Source organism: Chondromyces apiculatus DSM 436, from assembly GCF_000601485.1.
GTDB lineage: Bacteria > Myxococcota_A > Polyangia > Polyangiales > Polyangiaceae > Chondromyces > Chondromyces apiculatus.
In genome coordinates, this window is record NZ_ASRX01000047.1 from 1 (window position 1) to 19,159 (window position 19,159).

Below are 19,159 nucleotides of genomic sequence, written 5' to 3' on the forward strand. Positions count from 1 at the left end.
ACCGCTGGCCGCATCGCGGGGGCTGATGATCTCGTGGCTGACCGCGATCACCATGATCGAGTCCTCACGGCCCTTCTGGATGACCGAGCCCTTGATGTCGCCCTGGGTCTGACCCTTCAACCGGAGGTATGCTGCGAGAGCCATGTCAGTGTGCCTTTTCCTTACTACGGTCTTTCGCCTGGACTCAGTCTACGCCCTATTGCGCGCTGGCAGATGAATCGCCGATTCAGGATTGGGGAGATTCGGTAACGGATGCTACCGGCCTCTGGACGTATCCAAAAGCGATGACGTACATCTCCCACTTTCGCGCGGGCGTCAAGCCCTTCCTCGCTCGCTCGTCCAGCCCATACATCACATCAATCGGCCATCGGTCGCAGGCGCCTGGAATGATTCAATACCGAGGCATGCTGCGACCTGTGCCGTCCGATCGGGTGAGGGAGGAACGGCCTGGGTGGGCTGGGTGGCCCGCGGGCTCCCGTATTGGCCTCAAGAGGCGAACAACTTCACGAATTCGCCCTTCCCACCCGGGCCGTGATACGAAGGGGCTGTGAGGCCCTCTCGCTTCGGCGTGTTTTCCCCGCTCTGCGTGCTCATCTTCATGCTTGCCGGATGTGGCTCCTACCCTGACCAGCCACAAGGCCAGGCGAAAACCCGGAAGCAGAGCCCGATCCCCGTCTGCACGACACCTCTCGAACCCGTCCAGCGAAGCGCGAGCGGTCGCTCGATTGTCCGTACGCTGGATCCGGAGCAGTGGGTGGGCGTGATCACCCCCGGGTACTCCGAGGAGCGGGGGCTCGGTCCCACGGATACGGACTGCACCGGGAACTATCTGTTCGCCAACGAGATGCTGCGTGGCGGCATCTCTGCGTCAGGGTGGCCTCGTCGGGTGACCCCGGAGGAGCTTGAGATATCGGCTGGCCCTGATGGGCTGCGGGTGATCTGGCTGCGCACCCTCAAATTCGAGAACGGCGATGAAGGCGGACCGCTGGCGCTCGTCCGTGCCGTCGACGATCGGGCCGAGGTCTACGGGATCGGGAGTCTGCGCGCTCCGCCCAAGGGGACGAGGATCACCCCGGTGCGCCTCGGGAGCGACAACCTGGTCGTGGTGGAGGCGAAGCAGTGCCCTGACCCGGATGACTGCCGGCAGCGAGGGCACTTCTATCTTGCGCGCCGCGGACGGTTGTTCGAGTCGGCGCAGGTGGATCTCGAGCGGACTGCCGTGCTGCCCTCCCTGAGCGAGCGGGGGCTCTACGCGAGGTACACGCTCCGCACGGACGTGACCTACAGACCGAACGGCATCCAGCTTCTCGAACAGATTCAGGTGCGCATCATCAAGTACGAAGAACAGAACAGAGACAGCGATCGGGAACTGCGCAAGGTGGAGTTCCAGCGATTCCTGCGCGTGGAGCGTGACACGCTGTTCTCGTCCAACGATCCTCTGTGGGAACGTGTCGTGGGTCAGGACTGAGGGACGTGGCTCGATGGGGGCCGGCCAAGGCTGGCCCTCCGTCATCTGTGCAGCGCTGCACGCCAGGCCTTAGCGGCTCGATGCTGCGCGTTCGTCGAGCAGGTGCTCTCGTGACACGCACTCATCGTGTCTGCTCTGAGGGAGAGCGTCCATGCCTGGGCTCGGTGCTCGGCCCCCCTCTTGTGAGCGGTAACTGTAAAGGATTCAGAGGAACCGTCGGGAGCACAGGGGCCGTTCAGCCCCGACTCTGAGCACGCAGCGCGCGGCGAAGACCGACGGCATCAAGCGTCTACCAGCAGAAGATGGAATTGCCATAGCCGCAATTGGGCCGCTGCAGCGCAGCGTAGGCAAGTCCGACGCCCAAGCCCACGAAGAAGCCAGGGAGTGCGCCGGCGGTGATTTGCAACCCATCTTCATAGGCCAGGGAATTGCCGGGCTCCACGGCGCGACCCACCGTGGTGAATATGGATGCCGTCAGAGGCACGGCGACGTTGCCGATGAATCCACCGACGTTGAAGCGGCTGCCCGAGTAGCGGAACGTATCCATCAAGAAAATGCCGAGTCCCGTCCCGGTGGCACCCCAGGACGCGAAAGCGTGCGTTGAAGGGCCGCCGAAGGTTTCGCAGCCAGAGTTGGACACGCTGGCGATGGTCTCGTCGACCGAGCACCCCGGACGCACCCCTTCGGCAGCGTTCTTGATGGGGACTTCGACCAGCGCCGTGGCCATCGCCATCGTGAGCGCTGGCGCCAGCATGGAGACGTGCCAGCGCCCCTTCCAGCCGACCGTGGCTTCCGGGTCACTGTAATAGACGCGCGGCATGAGAAACACGGAGGAGGTGCCGATGATCATGGCCACGTCAGACACCGTGCCCCAGTTCCCATCCCGCTGTACCGACGGTACCTGCGCGGCCGCTTCACGCGGAATGAAGAGGCACGCGGACACGGCCAGACAGCTCGCTGCAACAACTTTTGCGCTGATTCGCATTCGAGAAGCCTCGCGTTCGGCTGCGCCGCCCAGTGGGCGAGGGAGGCGCGAGCGGGTCAACAGACGCTTGCAATCCTGTGGAGTCGCTAGCGTTTGACCGGATTCACGTTGATGGAGAAACGACTCTTGTTCTTGCCAGCCGCCTCGCCGGCCGACGCATAGTCCTCGCCGGCTGTGGCAGCGTACGCGCGGGAGAACTGGGGGCCAAATATTATCAAGAAGGTCTCTTTGTCTTCCCCGGAGTAGTCACCGTGTCTGATCTCGTAGAGCTTCCAGAGTTCCTCGTACCGCGTGGAGAACAGGCCACCCTTCTTGCCCCGCTTTTCGAGCTCCTCCTCGATGGCCTTGGGCGAGAGTTTCACGAGGAGAGACTTGACCCCCTCCATGACACCGTTGAGCAGAGCCACCTGATGGCTCATGACGTCGACGAAGATGTCGTAGAGATGGCGCGCAGCATCCTGGCCTCCCGCCGGCGACAGCAGGAGCGCACCGAGTTCCTTGGCGTCTTTGGCTGTGGCCACGCGATCGTCCTGCGATGCTCGCTCCCGGGCGAGCACCTCTGCTTCGAACTCCTGATAACCATCCCGGAGGCTCACGAAGCATTTCATGAAGACCTCCATGGTGTCGCGTAGCCGTCGCGCGAAGGTCAAGACTCCGGCGACGTCCTCGGGAACCTTGGTCCCAGGAGCCAGACTGCGGGCCAGCTCCGCGAGTGCCACCAGAGCCGCGTCAGCAGGACGAAGCTCACCATGCGCATGGGAGTCGACGCCGTAGTACTGCGAGATCTTCTGGAAGTCGGCTTCGAGGGTGACGGCCTGATGTTCCTGGCACAGCCGGCGAAGGTAGTTCTGCCGGACGTCTGGCGGGAGACGCGCCAGATGTTCGTAGATGACCCGGTACACCGCGCCCCACGCTGCACGGTAAGCCTCGATGTAAGGGACGAGCTGTCGGATGTAAGCGTCTTCGGCACCCGGAGCGACCTGCTTGGAGCGCTGGGCCATCAACGCGGAGAGACCACTGCTCTCGACATTGTAGTCGAGGACGGTTCCCTCCTTGATCTCCTCTCGCTTCTTCGGCGCAGCGTCGACCGTGCTCAGACGGATCACGATCGGCCCGATCGTGATCTCCGGCGTCTGAGTGACATCCACGGGGGTGTCGCGATGGATGCGGTGCCCCGCGAACACGGTGCCGTTCGTCGAGCCGAGATCGCGAACGAAGATCTGGCGATCCCGGACGTCGAGCGCGGCATGGAACTGAGAGACGTAGGGCCGATCGATGTGGAGATCGTTCAGCTGGTTGCGGCCGATGCGGACTGGGAAGCGCTCGAACGTGTAGTCGTGCTTGTCGTTGGCCTGGGTGTCGATCACCCGGGCCATGAGCGCCACCGGCATGGCGTGGAGACTAGCAGACACCCTCCTCTTACTGGGAGGGGCCTCCGTCCGCACCGGCAAGAGCGATGCCCACCATGATGCCTCGAGGGCTTTGCAGTGCGTCATCAGAGGGGCCCGCGCATCGGGAGGGACTCTGGTGCTCTTCGTTACTTGGCATGGCGTGCTGTACCGGGGCAGACCCACCACCGCTTTATTGGCCCCTTGTCCTACATGGTGCGACGCTTGGACACACCATGAGCTTCATCCACAAGATCCCTCCCATGGTTTCGGCCCTGGCCTTTGGCTACGGCGTGGGGATGGCGGCGCCTGACGCGGCGATCACCCCGGTGCGGGCCGCGGTGACCTCGTACCAGGAGCAAGGAGCTACGGCTGGGGGAGTAGGGATGACGGCTCCGGGGCGCCGCACAGCTCGTGGAGCTACGGCGGGTCCGAAGGGGCGCGTTCCCGATGCTCCCGCTCCGGGAGTGACGGCACGTCTGGAATCGAACCAGCTCGAGAGACTCCGAGAGCTGGATCCGCGTGGCCGAGAAGAAGGAGCTGCGTGCTCGCTGGAACGTCCGACCTTCTCGCAGCCGCCCCGGTACGCCTCCGCTCCCGATGCGAACGTGGATGACGTCGAGGACCTCGATACGGCGAGTTCCGAAGCGCTGTCGCGGCTGCAGCTTCCGGACCTGCCCGTGACGATGACGCGCCGCACGATAAAGTACGTGCGCTTCTTCACGCGCACCGAACGGGGGCGCGGCATGTTCGAGGCCTGGCTCAAGCGAAGCGGCCGCTTCCAGGACATGGTCCAGCAAACGCTTCGTGAGTGGCGCTTGCCCGAGGATCTGATCTGGCTCGCCATGATCGAGAGCGGTTTCGATGCGCGAGCGCGCTCTCCGGCGGGTGCGGTTGGCCTGTGGCAGTTCATGCCAGCGACCGGTGAAGTGTACGGCCTCCAGCAGAACCGCTTCATGGATCAGCGCAAGAATCCGCAGCTCGCAACCCAGGCGGCGGCGCACCACCTCCGGGACCTCTTCCAGCGCTTCAGCGACTGGAACCTGGCGCTCGCTGCTTACAACATGGGCTACGAGCAGCTGCTTTCGGCGATCGACCGTTACGGCACGGCGGACTTCAACGAGCTCGCACGTCAGGGCGCGCTCCCTCAGGAGACGGCCGCCTACGTCCCCAAGATTGCTGCGGCAGCGCTGGTGGCCAACAACCTGGAGCGGTTCGGGTTCGATGGAGTGAAGCTGACTCGCCCGGTGGATGCAGCGGAGATCGCCGTCTCACCCGGCGTTCCGCTTCGCGCGCTTGCGAAAGCCGCAGGGGTGTCCACTGCGACCCTGCGCACGTTGAACCCGGATCTCTTGCAGGATCGGGTACCACCAGGTCGAGGAGACTACCTCGTGATGGTGCCTGCGGAGTCTCTTGCGAGGGCACAGGCGTCGTTGCCAGCGCTCCTCGACACAGAGCCGGTGGCGAACGACGTGTCCGTCCTGAACCCGGTCGACCTGCTGGGAGGCCGCGAGTTCCTGCAGCGTCCGAAGGAGGACGAGAGCCTGCTCTCGCTGCTGCCCAAGCCGAAGCGACGCTCCTTGAGGGACCCGCTCGACGTGCTGGGCCAGGATACGGGGGACCGCGGCGAAGACGACCAGGAGCTCGTCCCGAGGCGCAACGCGCGCAACCAACGACCTCTCGTGATGTACAAGGTGGGAGCAGGGGACACCCTCATCGGCGTGGCGCGTCAATTTGCGGTGGATGTGGAGGACCTCGCGCGCGAGAACGGGATGGAACCCGATTCGCGCCTGCGTGAAGGTGCGTTGCTCCGGCTGCGAGCGAGGCAGGATCTCATCGAGAAGCTCGGCAACGCGGTTGCGCCGGAGAAGGACAGCACGGCGGGGTCGGCCACACCGTCGAAGGAATCCAGCACGCCACGCCCCGAGCGGCCGACGCGCGCATCCACGGCGGGCACGCACGCCGACACGCCCACGCAGCCATCGACGCAAGGGCGCGCCGCCTCACCCGCGAAATCACGGGAGGATGCAGTGCGCAAAGAATCGAGGGACCGGAGCCGGAAAGGCCGCAGCTAGCCAGAAGGACCGCTGCCCGTCGGATCCCGGCGGGGAGCGATTGCGGAGTGGGCCGGCGGCGTCGACGGAGGGGCAGCCCCTCGGTTAGCATGCCGCGCATATGATGCTCGTCGGCACAAAGTCCATCGTCAAGCAGCTCACACGCAACTGCACCACCGCCCTGGAGACGGCCATCGGGCAGTGCGTCAATGCGCGTCACTACGAGGTCACGCTCGAGCATCTGATGCTCGCGTTGCTCGATGACGCCGGGTCGGATCTCGCATTCCTGGTCATGCACTACGATCTGGATCCGGCGCACCTCCGCGCCGCGCTGCAGCGCAGCCTGGAAGATCTGCGGAAGGGAAATGCAGGACGGCCGACGCTATCGCCGGTCATGCTTGAGTGGATGCAGGACGCCTGGGTCGTCGGCTCGATGGAGTACGGCTACCAGCGGCTCCGGAGCGGTCTGCTCTTCATGCGGCTCGTGGAACAGCCCACCCGCTATTCGGTGAGCGGGATCGGCGCCTACCTGGAGGGAATCTCCAGGGAGGACTTGAAGACGAACTTCCCGAAGATCGTTTCCGGTTCCAAGGAAGATGCAGAAGCGACCGCGGCCGCCGGGACGGCGGGCGCGCCGGGCGCAGGAAAGCTGCCTGCAGGAACTGCGAGTGCCTCGGCGGATTCGGCGCTGGCCAAGTTCTGCGTGGACTACACGGGGCGCGCCCGAGCAGGGCAGATCGACCCGATCTTCGGACGTGAGCGCGAGATCCGCCAGATCATCGACATTCTCGCCCGTCGTCGGAAGAACAACCCCATCATCGTCGGTGACGCCGGCGTCGGTAAGACCGCGCTCGTCGAGGGTCTCGCGCTGATGATCGTGGAGAGCACCGCGGAGAACCCCAGGGTTCCCCCGCTCCTCCAGGGCGTGGACATCTTCGGCCTCGACCTGGGCTTGCTCCAGGCCGGAGCAGGGGTGAAGGGCGAGTTCGAGAACCGGCTGAAGCAGGTCATCAACGAGGTGAAGTCGTCACCCAAGCCCATCATCCTCTTCATCGATGAAGCCCACACCATGATCGGTGCCGGCGGTTCGCAGGGGGGCGGAGACGCGGCGAACCTGCTCAAGCCAGCGCTCGCGCGCGGGGAGCTACGCACCATTGCTGCGACTACGTGGAGTGAATACAAGAAGTACTTCGAGAAGGATGCTGCGCTCGAGAGGCGCTTCCAGCCCGTGAAGGTGGATGAGCCGAACGAGCAGGTCGCCACCACCATGCTGCGCGGCCTTCGCCCCAAGTTCGAGCAGGCCCACAACGTGATCGTGCGCGATGAAGCCGTGACTGCGGCCGTGCGGCTGAGCGCGCGCTACATCAGCGGTCGCCAGCTACCCGACAAGGCCGTGGATCTCCTCGACACCTGCTCGGCGCGCGTGAAGGTCGCCCTGCAGCAGAAGCCCGCGCAGGTGGAGGATGCCGAGATCCTCATCGAGAACCTCGACACCGAGCTGAAGGCTCTGGAGCGCGACCACGACAAGGGCGCGCACGTGGATCAGGAGCACGTCGGTGAGCTCAAGGAGAAGCTCGCGAAAGCACGCGCCGACCTGGAGAAGGTGCGCGCGGAGTACGCGCGCGAGTCGGAGGGCGCCAAGCGCGTCGTCGAGGCTCGCAAGAAGATGGATGAGTCCAAGAGCGAAGAGGAGCGAGACGCCGCCCGTCGCGAGGTGGTCAAGGCGCTCGATGAGCTCACGGCCTCGCAGGGAGAGGTCCCCCTGCTCCGACCGGATGTCGACGAGGCCATGGTCGCCACCGTCGTCTCTGCCTGGACCGGGATCCCCGTCGGCAAGATGGTGCAGGACGACGTGAAGGCCCTGCTCGAAATGGAGGACCGGCTGCAGCGCCGGATCAAGGGTCAAGCCTTCGGGATCACCACCATCGCCAAGGAGCTCCGCGCCGCCCGCGCCGGCCTCAAGCCCCTGAACACGCCGCAGGGCGTGTTCCTCCTGGTCGGCCCCAGCGGCGTCGGCAAGACGGAGACTGCGCTCGGCATCGCCGACCTGATGTTCGGCGGCGAGCGGATGATGACCGTGATCAACATGTCCGAGTTCCAGGAGAAGCACACCGTCTCTCGGCTCATCGGCTCACCACCGGGCTACGTCGGCTACGGCGAGGGCGGCATGCTCACGGAGGCCGTGCGGCAGAGGCCCTACACCGTGGTGCTCCTCGACGAGGTGGAGAAGGCCGATCCGGACGTGTTGAACCTGTTCTACCAGGTCTTCGACAAGGGCATGCTCAGCGACGGCGAGGGGAGGCTCATCGACTTCAAGAACACCGTCGTCATCCTGACGAGCAACCTCGCCACCGACAAGATCACCAACCTGACCGTCGGGGCACGCGAAGACAACCCCGGGCGACAGCTCGATGCGGACCTCGGGTTCATCCAGGAGATCGTGGAGTCGGTCAAGCCGGCCCTATCGGCGCACTTCAAGCCGGCGCTGCTGGCGCGCATGACGATCGTGCCTTACCTGCCGATCTCTCCAGATGCGATGGGTGAGATCACGAGGCTCAAGCTCGATGGGCTGGTCGACAGACTCAGGAAGAGCCAGCGGATCGAGGCGACCTACACGGACGAGATGGTGGCGACCATTGCCAAGAGGTGCACGGAGGTGGACACGGGCGCCCGTAACATCGACCACATCCTGCGCGCGACGCTGCTCCCCCAGCTGTCCGTCGCGATCCTGGAGAAGATGTCGGAAGGACCGCTGCCCAAGCGCGTGCAGCTTGGCATCGACAGTTCCAGCCAGTTCACCATCCAGTTCTCCGACTGATGCCTCGCATGAGGCGGGAGGGTGGGACACCCCTGGTCACCGCCCTCCCGCCCCGTCCTCCACCTTTCGCCCGCCCTCTCCCACCACCCACCACCCGCCCCGCTCATGGCATGGCCCTGGAGGAATTCTCCTGGTGGGCGCCTCCGGTTCTGGCTGTTTGTATTCTCCTGCCCCCGGGAAAGTTGCGTGCTTCGTCTGAATCCGCTTACAACTGCCCTGGATGGTCGCGCGCACCATGATCGTAGAAGAGAAAAAAGCGGGCCGGCGCCGGCGTTCGCAGGTCGCAAGGCTCCTGGGGGTGACCGTGGGTCTGGGGCTCGGCGCAGGCAGCGCCATCTGGGCGATGGGGTGCGCGTCAGCGCCGCCTCCTGAGGTGCCAGAGCCCTGTGACGTTCAGATGGTCACCCTCAACCTGTACGCGGCGGACAACATCAACCCGAACGAGAATGGCAACCCGCGCCCGGTGGTGGTTCGCCTCTACCAGCTCAAGAGCGACGTCCGTCTTGAGAACGCGAAGTACGACGATGTCCTCTTGAAGGACAAAGACGTCCTCCAGGAGGACATCGCCAAGATGGACGAGGTGGAGGTCTTCCCGAACGACCTCGTCGAGGTCAAGTTCGAGCGCATCAAGGAAGCGAGCCACCTTGCGGGCGTGGCGCTGTTCCACAGCCCGAAGGGAAACAGCTGGAAGACCTTCTACGAGTTCCCCCTGCCCCCGGGGGAGGCCCAGTGCGGTGGCCGCGGGGATGACGCTGCCGCCCCGATGGCGGACCCTCGGGTCGCCTTCTTCGTCGAGTCGACCCGGATCGACAATGGTGCCCAGTTCGACGAGTCGATGTTCCCCGAAGCGACGGCCGTTCGGCGGCTGAACTTGCCCAAACGGGCCGCTGCCCCCGAACAGGCGGCTGCCACCCCCACACCCAGGTAACCGCCTCGACCTTTCCGCGGCGCGCCATGGGGCACTTCTGATAAGACTGTCGGGGCGACATGATCCACCCGCGCAAGCCTGTCTGGACCGAGGGGCTCTTCATGACCCCTCAACACCTGCAGCAGCAGGACCAGTATCACGAGGCGCTGCTGCACTCGCGTCTGCGTGCGATCGTTGCCTACGACTGGGGCGTCACCGGTGTCCAGTTCGATGAGCGTGCCCTCGCGGCTGGTCAGCTGAAGCTGACGAAGTGCCACGGCATCTTCTCGGACGGGACCGGATTCTTCGTCGGCGATCGCGGCGAGGACCAGGTCGAGGCGCGCCCGCTGGAAGGCGTGTTTCCTGCAGCCCTGGAGGCCCTGGACGTCTTCCTCGCGATGCCCAACCCGCGCGAGACGGCGGCCAACATCAGCCTCGATCCTGCCAAGGCTGGTCCGGCGCATCGCTTCGTGGCCTCGCAGTCGACCGTTCCTGACACGAACACCGGGCGCAACGACACCTCGATTGCGTGGGCCCGCGGCAACATGCGGCTCCTCTTCGGGACCGAGCCGCGCGATGCCTACCAGACGGTGAGGATCGCCCAGCTCGTCCGCGACCGGACGGGTTCCATCGTCCTCAAGCGCAACTTCATCCCTCCCATCCTTCATATCGGCGCTTCCGAGCACATCATGAACGGGATGAGGCGCGTGCTGTCGGCGCTGGTCGGCAAGCAGAAGTCGCTGGCAGAGGGGCGCCGCATGCGCACCGCAGCGTCGGTTGATTTTCAGTTCTCCGACACGGCCAAGTTCTGGATGTTGCACACGATGAACTCGTACATCCCGATCGTGTCGCATCTGGTCGACCACGGAGATGCGCACCCCGAGCAGTGCTACATCGTCCTCGGTTCGCTGATCGGTGAGCTGTGCACCTTCGCTGCGGACGGCGACCCCACCTCCATCACCAAGTTCAACTATCTGGAGCTGGGAGACGTCTTCGATCCCGTGTTCGAGCGTGCACTTGCACTCATCTCCGGTGTGCTCGCCGAGCAGTTCGTCATCGTCCCCATGGAGAAGCGGGAGGATGGCATGTACCTCGGCAAGTTCGAGGACCCCAAGCTGCCGCGCAGCAGCGAGATGTTCCTGGAGGCCAAGGGGGCGGACGAAGCCACCTTGCGGGAACGGCTGCCGCGCCTGCTCAAGGTCGGCTCCTGGACCCAGATCGGGTACATCCTCAACGCCGCCATGCCCGGCGTGCGCGTGGCGGTCGAGTACCGACCACCGGGCGCAATCCCGGTGAAGCCTGGCGTCGTCTATCTCCGCGTGGACCAATCTGGCGATTACTGGAACGACATTCTCGGCTCTGGCACGATCGCCATCTATCAGCCCATCGATCCACAGAAGGTCGACCTACGTCTGATTGCCGTTCCGGCCGGTCAGGGTCGGTGACGGCGGCGGGGGGGTCGGTGCCGTTCCTCCCGCCCGATGACGCAAGCGGCGCCGACGCGACCCCCATGGGGGAGTTGATTCCATGAGCAGCAGCCTCTCGCAGACGATGTACTGGGTGTGCTCCGACGTCCTGTCGCTGATCTTGCAGCTCCGTAGCTCACGAGATCTTCCGGCGCCGGACATCCTGCAGCGCCGCGTGCTCAACCTGTTCGAAACGATGATGCAGAACGGGAAAGAAGCGCGCATCCCGGAGCAGGACATGATCGACGCGAAGTTCGCCCTCGCGGCCTTCGCGGACGAGATCATCTACCACTCGAACTGGCCGGGTAAGACACAGTGGCTCCAGAACCCGCTCCAGTTTCAGTTCTTCCAGATCAACACGGCTGGTGACGGCTTCTTCACCAACCTGGACAACCTTCACGGGCAGCGTGGCCGAACCCACGTCGCGGAAATTTACTTCCTCTGCTTGGCCCTTGGCTTCCAGGGGAAATATCGTCTGCGGCAGCAGGAGGGCTTGAATGCGGTCGTCGAAGGGCTGGGGAACTACGTCGCTGTCGCCGAGGGGGGTGGAGACGCCCTGGCACCGAACGCCGAACGCAAGGACGGGGGCGGCGGCGCAGTGCGGCGAGAGCTGCCTTTCCTCGCCGTGGCGCTCGGCTTGCTGGTGGCAGCCGTGCTGATCGTCATCGTGCTCCGGCTCATCGTCAGCTCGAACGCGAGCAGCGTCGCCGAAGCCATAGAGAAGCTCCTGGGTACTGGGAAGTAAGGGGCGCCATCCGCCCTGGCGCTGAGGCTGTAGGAGACGTCCGATGTGGGTTTGGATCCTGAGCGCGCTCTTCCTGGCGGTGGTTTGGGCCGCATGGTTCGTGCTGCGTCCGCCGTCCGATGGGCCGCCCATCGAGATCTTTCCGACCTGGATGGCAGTTGCCGTCACCGCCGTGGTGGTGCTGCTCCTGGTGGGGCTCGTCGTCTATCGCAGGGTGCGGGCGGCGCGTGCCGCACGGGCACTTGAAAAGGCCATCGCGCAGCAGGCTCAGGAGCAAGCGCTCAACGCGAAGCCTGAGCGCAGGGCTGAGATTCAGGAGCTGCACCGGCAGGTTCAGAGCGGCATCGATTCGCTGAAGCGGTCGAAGCTCGGTACCGGTCGACGCGGCGCCGACGCGCTCTACTCGCTGCCCTGGTACGTGATGGTGGGGCCGCCCGGCGCAGGCAAGACGACCGCGCTGCGCCACTCCGGGCTGGTCTTCCCCTACCTGGATCCCGAAGGCGGCGGCGTTCGTGGCGTCGGCGGAACCCGCAACTGCGACTGGTGGTTCACCAACGAAGCCATTCTGCTCGACACCGCGGGTCGGTACACGACGGAGAGCGAGGACCACGACGAGTGGATGGCCTTCCTCGAAATGCTCCTCAAGTACCGGCAGGACATGCCGATCAACGGCGTGATCGTGGCGGTCAGCATCAGCGAGCTGCTCGACGCGAGCGAGGAGCAGATCGAGCAGGTCGCCAAGAAGGTCCGCGCCCGGATCGACGAGATGCAGCAGACGCTGCACATGACCCTGCCGGCATACATCCTCTTCACCAAGGTCGACCTCATCGCCGGCTTCGTCGAGTACATGGGCGACCTGAAGAAGAGTGAGCGCTCGCAGCCCTGGGGCGCGACCCTCCGCCTCGACGAGGACAAGCTCGATCCGGCCAAGCTCTTCGATCGCGAGTTCGACGTGCTCGTCGAGCGCCTGCACGACAGGGTCGTCAAGCGGATGATGAACGAGCGGAGCCGCGAGGTGAAGGAGCGGGTCTACCAGTTCCCCCTCGAGTTCGCCGCCGTGAAGCGGAACCTTTCGGACTTCCTCAAGGGCGCGTTCGCACCTGCCGCGGGAGCGTCACCGCTGCCGATCCTGCGGGGCTTCTACTTCACGAGCGGTGTGCAGGAGGGCCGTCCCCTCGACCGGGTCGTGGGCTCGATGGCGCGCGCCTTCGGCTTGCGGCCGGGTGGAGAGGAGGAGGGGGGCGTCAAGGAGTCGAAGAGCTTCTTCCTTCGTGACGTCTTCATGAACATCGTCTTCCCGGACCAGTCCCTCGCTGCACGAAGCGAGAAGGAGCTGGCACGGGTCCGGACGCAGAGGGTCCTGGTCCTGGCCGCTGCCGCGATCATCGCGATCCTCTTCCTCATCCCTGCGTTCATCTCCTTCTTCAACAACCGCGCTCTCGTCGCGGAGACTGGCCGCATCTCCGAGGAAGTCGCGGTGGTGAGCTGGAACGACGGCACCAACGCTGCGGACAAGATCGACAGGCTCGATCGGCTCCGCGGGCACGTGGAGCTGCTCGATCAGAACACGGAAGACACCCCCGTCACCCTCGGCTGGTTCATGTACCAGGGTGATGATCTCTTCAAGCCGACCCTGGACCAGTACAACGCCAGCCTGCGCGACGGCTTCGTCAGCCCCGTCAAGGCGCGCCTCGAAGAGAAGCTCGATCGCGTGCGCGAGGGCGAGTACCTGGATGGCTACAACGCGCTCCGCACGTACCTGCTCCTCAACGACAAGGTCCACATCCTGGAGCAGGACGAGGACAAGTGGCAGACCGGCCGTCTGACTCAGCTCTGGTCGGAGATCCTGAAGCCGTCGACGGACCTGTCGGAGGCTGATCTCAAGGCCAAGCTGGTCCGGCACACGGCCTACTACGTCGATCTGATGAAGCGGGGCATCCTGCCCAGCGAGCCGCTGAACGAGGCGCTCGTCCAGAAGGCGCGTGACGAGCTGCGGAAGATCGACCCCACCAGGCGCTACTACGACCAGTTCGTCACCGTCCTGCGTGACGAGAAGTTCGACGAGGCTGGCCCGAACACGTACGAGAACCTGAAGTACCCGCCCGTCGCGCTGAACTACATGTTCATCGATCGGCCCGAGGCCCTGACGAAGGTGCGGAGCGCGCAGCGAGAGCGGACCGGCAAGTGGTTCGAGATCGCCGGTCCGTACACTGCGAAGGGCTACGTTCAGGTGATCGAGTCCCTCAAGGAGGGCAGGAAGAAGCTCGAGCGCGAGCTGTGGGTGCTTCCGCTCACCGTCGAGGAGACGAAGCAGGGCGAGCGCATCCAGAAAGAGCTCGACCGTGTCCGGCAGGACTACGAGAACGAGTACATCAACCAGTGGGAGAGCTTCTTCCGCGACATCCAGGTGGAGATCCCGCCGACCAACAAGGATGCGATCGAGGAGTTCAAGATCCTCTCCACGCCGGACTGGCCCTACCGCCGCCTGCTGCAGCGCCTCGCGGACGAGACGCAGTTCCCGCAGGAGCAATCGGCAGCTCAGGACACGCTCTTCGCCGAGGGCGGCATCCTCACCCAGCTCAGGGACCGCGTGCAGCGCCGGATCGAAGGCCGAGCCCGCATGCGCCTGGATGGTCTGATGCCCGGGCAGCAGCGCCAGTACAACCCCATCCCCGAGAAGTTCGAGGCGATGGTGCAGTTCGGCGTGCCTGCCCAGCCTGAGGAGGGCAAGCCGCCGCCGCCTGCGCCGGGCCTCAACAAGTACATCGGTCTCCTCGAGCAGCTCGCCGGAGAGATGGGGAGCATCGAGGAAGGCCCGCCTGGCACGGATACGAACAAGGCGCGAGAGGCCTTCCAGGCAGCCGTCAAGGAGACCCAGGGGCTCCTGCTCTCGATGGATGAGACGGGGCAGCGTCTGATGACGCCGCTCCTCATGAATCCTCTGCGTCAGGCGTACCGGGCCATGGTCCGGCGCGCAGGCGGTGCTGCGAGCGGCCTGTGGGAAGTCGTGGTGTGGCCGCACTACCGCGACAAGCTGAAGGACCGTTATCCTTTCAATCTGGCCTCGTCGCGCGATGCGTCGTTCGAAGACACGGTGGCCTTCTTCAAGCCCAAGGAAGGCGTCCTCTGGGGCTTCTACGACACGTACCTGCGCGAGATGCACTACCAGGTCGGGCACGACTACTACCCGAAGCAGTACATGCAGGGGGGGACGCCTGCGGCGAAGCCGTTCACGCCCTTCAACACCAACCTGTACAACTGCCTGCGTCGCGCCGACGAGATCACGGACGCGATCTTCCCGGGTGGTGCCGAGGCGCCCAAGGTCACCTTCTACATCAACATGAAGACGGTGAGCCCGATCGTCAGCGAGGTCGTCTTCGAGGTCGACGGGCAGCAGCGGCTGTACCGGAACGAGAAGGAGTTCTGGCACACCTTCACCTGGCCAGGACCCGAACCCTCGGGCGCGAAGATCAGGGTGCGAGGCGCAGGTGGTCTGGACGAGGAGCTCACCCGTGAAGGGCCGTGGGGGATCTTCCGGTTGTTCGAGGCCGGGACCATCACGGCCGTGAAGGATAGCGACGAGTCCTTCACCGTGACCTGGCAGATGACCGCGCCGCCCGTGTCGGTGACGATGGAAGTGAAGCCCACGCGTGGCAATCACCCCTTCCCGGCGAGCTTCTTCCGGGCGACCAACTGTCCGCCGAGCATCGGCGACTGGTTCGGCAAGGGCTGAGGCAGACCAGGGAGCCTCCTATGTTCTGGCGTCGCAAGAAGGCTCCCGCTGCACCGCCGCAGATCGGATGTTTCGGCAAGCTTCCATCGACCGGTGATTTCATTCGCCTGAATGCGGGCGGCGAGGAACTCGCGCTCTTCGATCGATGGATGGGTGGCGCGATCGATTTCGCCCGCCGATCCATGGGACCGCAGTTCGATGCGTCCTACCAACCGGCGGTCGGCTTGTTCATCTTCAGGGGAGAGCCCAAGGGGGAAGACACCCCGTCGCGGGCTCTCGTGGGGGCGTGGGCTGCGAGCGGGGACAACGCGGGTCGGCTCTACCCCATGGTCGTCTTCGGTTCGTATGACTACGGCCAGCTCGCCGCCACGGGGCCAGCGCTGCCCATTGCCTTGTGGCCGCTGCTCACGGCCGCCTACGAGGTGGCCACCGCGGGCCGCATGCTGCCCGTCGACGCCTTCCTCGACCGCGTGTCACGCATCGCGCTACCCACGCTGGAGGATCCGGACGCCGCCAGCGCCGGCTACCGCGCCTGGCTCACCACGCAGAGCATGAAATCCCTCTGGGACGCGGGCTTCGGCACCGACGCCAGCCGCTTCTGGGTCCTGCAGATGATCCTCGAGTCCGTCGTGCCTTTCCGCGGCCAAGAGCTACCGAAGACGGGTCTCGCCCTCCGCTTGCCGCTCGGCGCAGGTAACGCCTATTCGGCTGCCGTGTGGATGGACGTGACCCTCCGTCTCTCCCGGTGGACGCGGACTTTGCCCAACGTCTTCTGGACGCCCCAGCAAGCCGCGCTCCTCCACCTCGGCCCACCGCACGTCGGGTCGTTCCGGGAGATGATCGCTCCCACGGGACAGGCCGAGTTCGTGGCCGATCTCTGCGGGCCACCCACCCTGGACGAGGCAGCCTCGCGGCGCGCGCTGGGTTCTCAACTCGACGGCCTGGTCGCCCGCACCGATCTGACCCTCGCCAGCTTCCTCGACGCCCTGGCCAGCCAGTAGATAGCCGCGACGAGGCCATCGCAAAACGCCTCCTCGACGCTTCAGGCTGCGGCTATGCTCGCGTCTCCATGGCGGCGGACGACGCGATCAACGCAGCACGATCCAACATCGAATCCATGCTGGAGCCCATCGACGGGGGCGTGGGCGTGGACGTCACGTACGACGAGGTCTTCGAGGCGCTCAAGAACGAAGTCGACAAGATCTCGTCGCTTGCAGGCGGCAAGGTCGACTGGGGAACGGTCATCAACAGCGCCAGCGAGCTCCTCTCCGAGAAGTCGAAGGACTTCCGGGTGGCTCTCTTCTACGCCACGGCCAAGGCCCAGACAGGAGGACCAGCAGGTCTCCTCGAAGGTCTGGTGCTGGTGCAGGAGCTCTGCAACGTCTTCTGGGAAACCATGTACCCGGCGCTCCGCCGCCCCAAGGCACGCGGAAACCTGTGCCCCTGGTTCGGTACCCAGGCGGTGGCGTCCATTCGCAGTTTCCAGCCCACGGCCAAGGACGCGGATGTCGTCAACGCGCTCGAGAAGGCGAGCCGGCAACTGGACAACGACCTGGCCGACAAGCTCGGTGAATCCTACGGAGGCATGAGCGACCTGCGCAGCTTCATGCGTGGGCTCGTCGCGGGCCTCCCCAAGGAAGCGCCACCGCCGCCGCCGCCGCCACCACCACCTCCTCCGCCGCCGCCGCCTCCTGTGCAGGCAGCGCCCCAGCCTGCCGCGGCAGCCCCCGCTCCGGCGCCCGCCGCCCCGGTGCAGGTCGTGGCGGCGCCTGCTCCTGTCGCGGCGGCACCGGCGGCCGCGCCTGGGCTGAGCGCCACCTCGATCACCGATGCGGATTCTGCCAACTCTGCCGTGAGGGAGTGCGCGCTCATCCTCCAGCGCGCCGGAGACGCGCTCCGCGTGGCGGATCCCAAGGACCCGACGGGCTACCGGCTCATGAGGTCCGCGCTGTGGATGGAGATGGTCGGAGATCCGTACGCCCCTGGTGGCGATGGCCGGACGATGCTGGAGGCGCCGCGCGAGCACGTCCTCCAGGCGCTCCCCTCGATGCTCGCCTCCGGCAGCTTCCAGGACATGCTCTCGGTGGCCGACGAGCTCGCCATCAACAACCCCTTCTGGCTCGATCCCCACCGCTACCTGGCAGCGGCGCTCGATGCTCTCGGGGAGGACTATGCGCTGGCGAAGCAAGCGGTGCTCTCGGAGGTCGCGTTGCTCCTGCAGCGGTTGCCGAACTTGCCGAGCATGTCGTTCAGCGACGGGACCCCCTTCGCCGACGAGGAGACGAAGAACTGGATCCAGTCGGAGGTCACCGCGAGTCTCGGCGGTGGTGGTGGTGGCGGGCCTGCGCGCGTGAAGAGCTACCTCGACAAGCCGCTCTCGGAAGCGCGTGGCCTGCTCGCCGCCGATCAACCTGCAGACGCGCTCGCAGTGCTGACGAAGGCGACGATGAATGCCCCCACGCCGCTCGATCGGTTTCGCACCAAGCTCGCGCTTGCCGAGATGTGCATCGACGTCCAGCAGCACCTCATCGCGCGCGCGCAGCTCGAGGAGCTGGAGCGGGTGGTCGAGCAGCACCACCTCATGGACTGGCAACCCGAGCTTTGTGCAACCCTCTATGCCGGCCTCTACACGGTGCACCGCGCGCTCAACCAGGGCTACGAGGTGACGCCCGAGGCACGGGACCGCGAGCAGCGCGTCCTGGAGCGCCTGTGTCAACTCGACGCGGCCGCTGCCTACAAGCTCCTGACTAGCTGACAAGCACGGAAATCATGCGCCGCGCGTCCGCATGAACCTGGACGCGATGTCGTCGCGTGCCGCCGCATACCCGTGAGGTGCCGGGAAGGTCGCGTCCTGCGCACGCACTGGCCATGGGTCGTCTTGGTTCGTGCGTGGCGCGAGGCGTCAGCGCATTGAAATGCGCTTGGATCATCTTCCCGCGCAGCATGCATTCTGAGATATGCTCGGGCGCCCTTCTCGGGATTGGGGGGGTGAAGCCGGATCGCCTGGCCAAGCCCCCGATTGAGGATCATGGCCGACGGCCGACGCGAGGCCGCTTCGGGAACAGCTCAGCACGAGGGGAAAGGAGCCTTCTGCGATGTCGTCGAAAGAGCAATCCGTAGCGCCCAAAGAGCGCGTCAACATCACGTACAAGCCGGCTACCGGGAACGCGAAAGAAGACGTTGAGCTCCCTCTGAAGCTCCTCATGCTCGGTGATTACACCGGGCGACCCGACCCGCGGCCCCTCGAGGACCGCAAGCCGATCAACGTCGACAAGGACAACTTCCAGAAGGTGATGAGCGAGCAGAAGCTCGCGCTCACCGCGAACGTGAAGAATCGCCTCTCCGAGAACGAGGACGACGAGCTCACGGTGAACCTGAAGTTCCGCCGCCTCAGCGACATGGAGCCCGAGGCGATCGCGAACCAGGTCCCGGAGCTCAAGAAGCTCCTCGACCTGCGCGCGGCGCTCACCGCGCTCAAGGGTCCGCTCGGCAACGAGAAGGCCTTCCGCAACAAGATCCAGCAGATTCTGAGCGATCCGGCCCAGCGCAACCGGCTTGTCACCGAGCTTGGCCTTCAGAAGGGAGAGGAGTGATC

Annotated in this window: 13 protein-coding genes; 10 read left to right on the forward strand and 3 right to left on the reverse strand. The window is 65.3% G+C overall.

Annotated features, from left to right (window positions below; translation table 11 throughout):
- A partial coding sequence (locus CAP_RS26570; protein WP_044246058.1) for a type VI secretion system tube protein Hcp occupies nucleotides 1–144 on the reverse strand: 144 nt, incomplete at its 3' end.
- A 616-nt stretch (nucleotides 145–760) separates the two neighbouring features.
- Between CAP_RS26570 and CAP_RS26575 the strand changes: the two genes are divergently transcribed.
- Nucleotides 761–1,468, forward strand: coding sequence for a hypothetical protein (locus CAP_RS26575; RefSeq protein WP_231511718.1), 708 nt, complete (start codon nucleotides 761–763; stop codon nucleotides 1,466–1,468).
- 289 nt (nucleotides 1,469–1,757) lie between these two features.
- Here CAP_RS26575 and CAP_RS26580 read toward each other — a convergent pair whose 3' ends face one another.
- Entirely contained in the window at nucleotides 1,758–2,453 is a 696-nt protein-coding gene (locus CAP_RS26580) for a hypothetical protein (RefSeq protein ID WP_044246061.1), read from the reverse strand.
- An 86-nt stretch (nucleotides 2,454–2,539) separates the two neighbouring features.
- On the reverse strand, nucleotides 2,540–3,844 hold the full coding sequence (locus CAP_RS45590; RefSeq protein WP_052375981.1) for a type VI secretion system-associated FHA domain protein: 1,305 nt from the start codon (nucleotides 3,842–3,844) through the stop codon (nucleotides 2,540–2,542).
- A gap of 605 nt (nucleotides 3,845–4,449) precedes the next feature.
- Here CAP_RS45590 and CAP_RS26590 point away from each other — a divergent pair.
- The 9 genes from CAP_RS26590 (at nucleotide 4,450) to tssB (ending at nucleotide 19,157) form a co-directional block, all read left to right on the forward strand.
- The gene (locus tag CAP_RS26590) at nucleotides 4,450–5,916 is read left to right on the forward strand and encodes a transglycosylase SLT domain-containing protein (protein WP_231511719.1); all 1,467 of its coding nucleotides are present in this window, start codon (nucleotides 4,450–4,452) and stop codon (nucleotides 5,914–5,916) included.
- A gap of 100 nt (nucleotides 5,917–6,016) precedes the next feature.
- A complete protein-coding gene (tssH, locus tag CAP_RS26595; protein ID WP_044246064.1) occupies nucleotides 6,017–8,713 on the forward strand; it encodes a type VI secretion system ATPase TssH in 2,697 nt (898 codons plus the stop codon).
- 298 nt (nucleotides 8,714–9,011) lie between these two features.
- Nucleotides 9,012–9,641 (forward strand): type VI secretion system lipoprotein TssJ, encoded by a 630-nt coding sequence (gene tssJ, locus CAP_RS26600; protein ID WP_231511720.1) that lies wholly within the window; start codon nucleotides 9,012–9,014, stop codon nucleotides 9,639–9,641.
- Between the two features lie 59 nt (nucleotides 9,642–9,700).
- On the forward strand, nucleotides 9,701–11,065 hold the full coding sequence (gene tssK, locus CAP_RS26605; RefSeq protein WP_044246067.1) for a type VI secretion system baseplate subunit TssK: 1,365 nt from the start codon (nucleotides 9,701–9,703) through the stop codon (nucleotides 11,063–11,065).
- 82 nt (nucleotides 11,066–11,147) lie between these two features.
- Complete coding sequence (locus CAP_RS26610; RefSeq protein ID WP_044246069.1) at nucleotides 11,148–11,831, forward strand: DotU family type IV/VI secretion system protein; 684 nt, start codon at nucleotides 11,148–11,150, stop codon at nucleotides 11,829–11,831.
- Between the two features lie 43 nt (nucleotides 11,832–11,874).
- The gene (gene tssM, locus CAP_RS26615) at nucleotides 11,875–15,564 is read left to right on the forward strand and encodes a type VI secretion system membrane subunit TssM (protein ID WP_044246073.1); all 3,690 of its coding nucleotides are present in this window, start codon (nucleotides 11,875–11,877) and stop codon (nucleotides 15,562–15,564) included.
- A 20-nt stretch (nucleotides 15,565–15,584) separates the two neighbouring features.
- On the forward strand, nucleotides 15,585–16,565 hold the full coding sequence (gene tagF, locus CAP_RS26620; protein ID WP_044246075.1) for a type VI secretion system-associated protein TagF: 981 nt from the start codon (nucleotides 15,585–15,587) through the stop codon (nucleotides 16,563–16,565).
- Between the two features lie 68 nt (nucleotides 16,566–16,633).
- Nucleotides 16,634–18,319 (forward strand): type VI secretion system protein TssA, encoded by a 1,686-nt coding sequence (gene tssA, locus CAP_RS26625; protein WP_044246078.1) that lies wholly within the window; start codon nucleotides 16,634–16,636, stop codon nucleotides 18,317–18,319.
- 340 nt (nucleotides 18,320–18,659) lie between these two features.
- Nucleotides 18,660–19,157: a type VI secretion system contractile sheath small subunit gene (gene tssB / locus CAP_RS26630; RefSeq protein WP_044246080.1), complete on the forward strand. Its 498-nt coding sequence runs from the start codon at nucleotides 18,660–18,662 to the stop codon at nucleotides 19,155–19,157.
- Nucleotides 19,158–19,159: the final 2 nt, after the last annotated feature.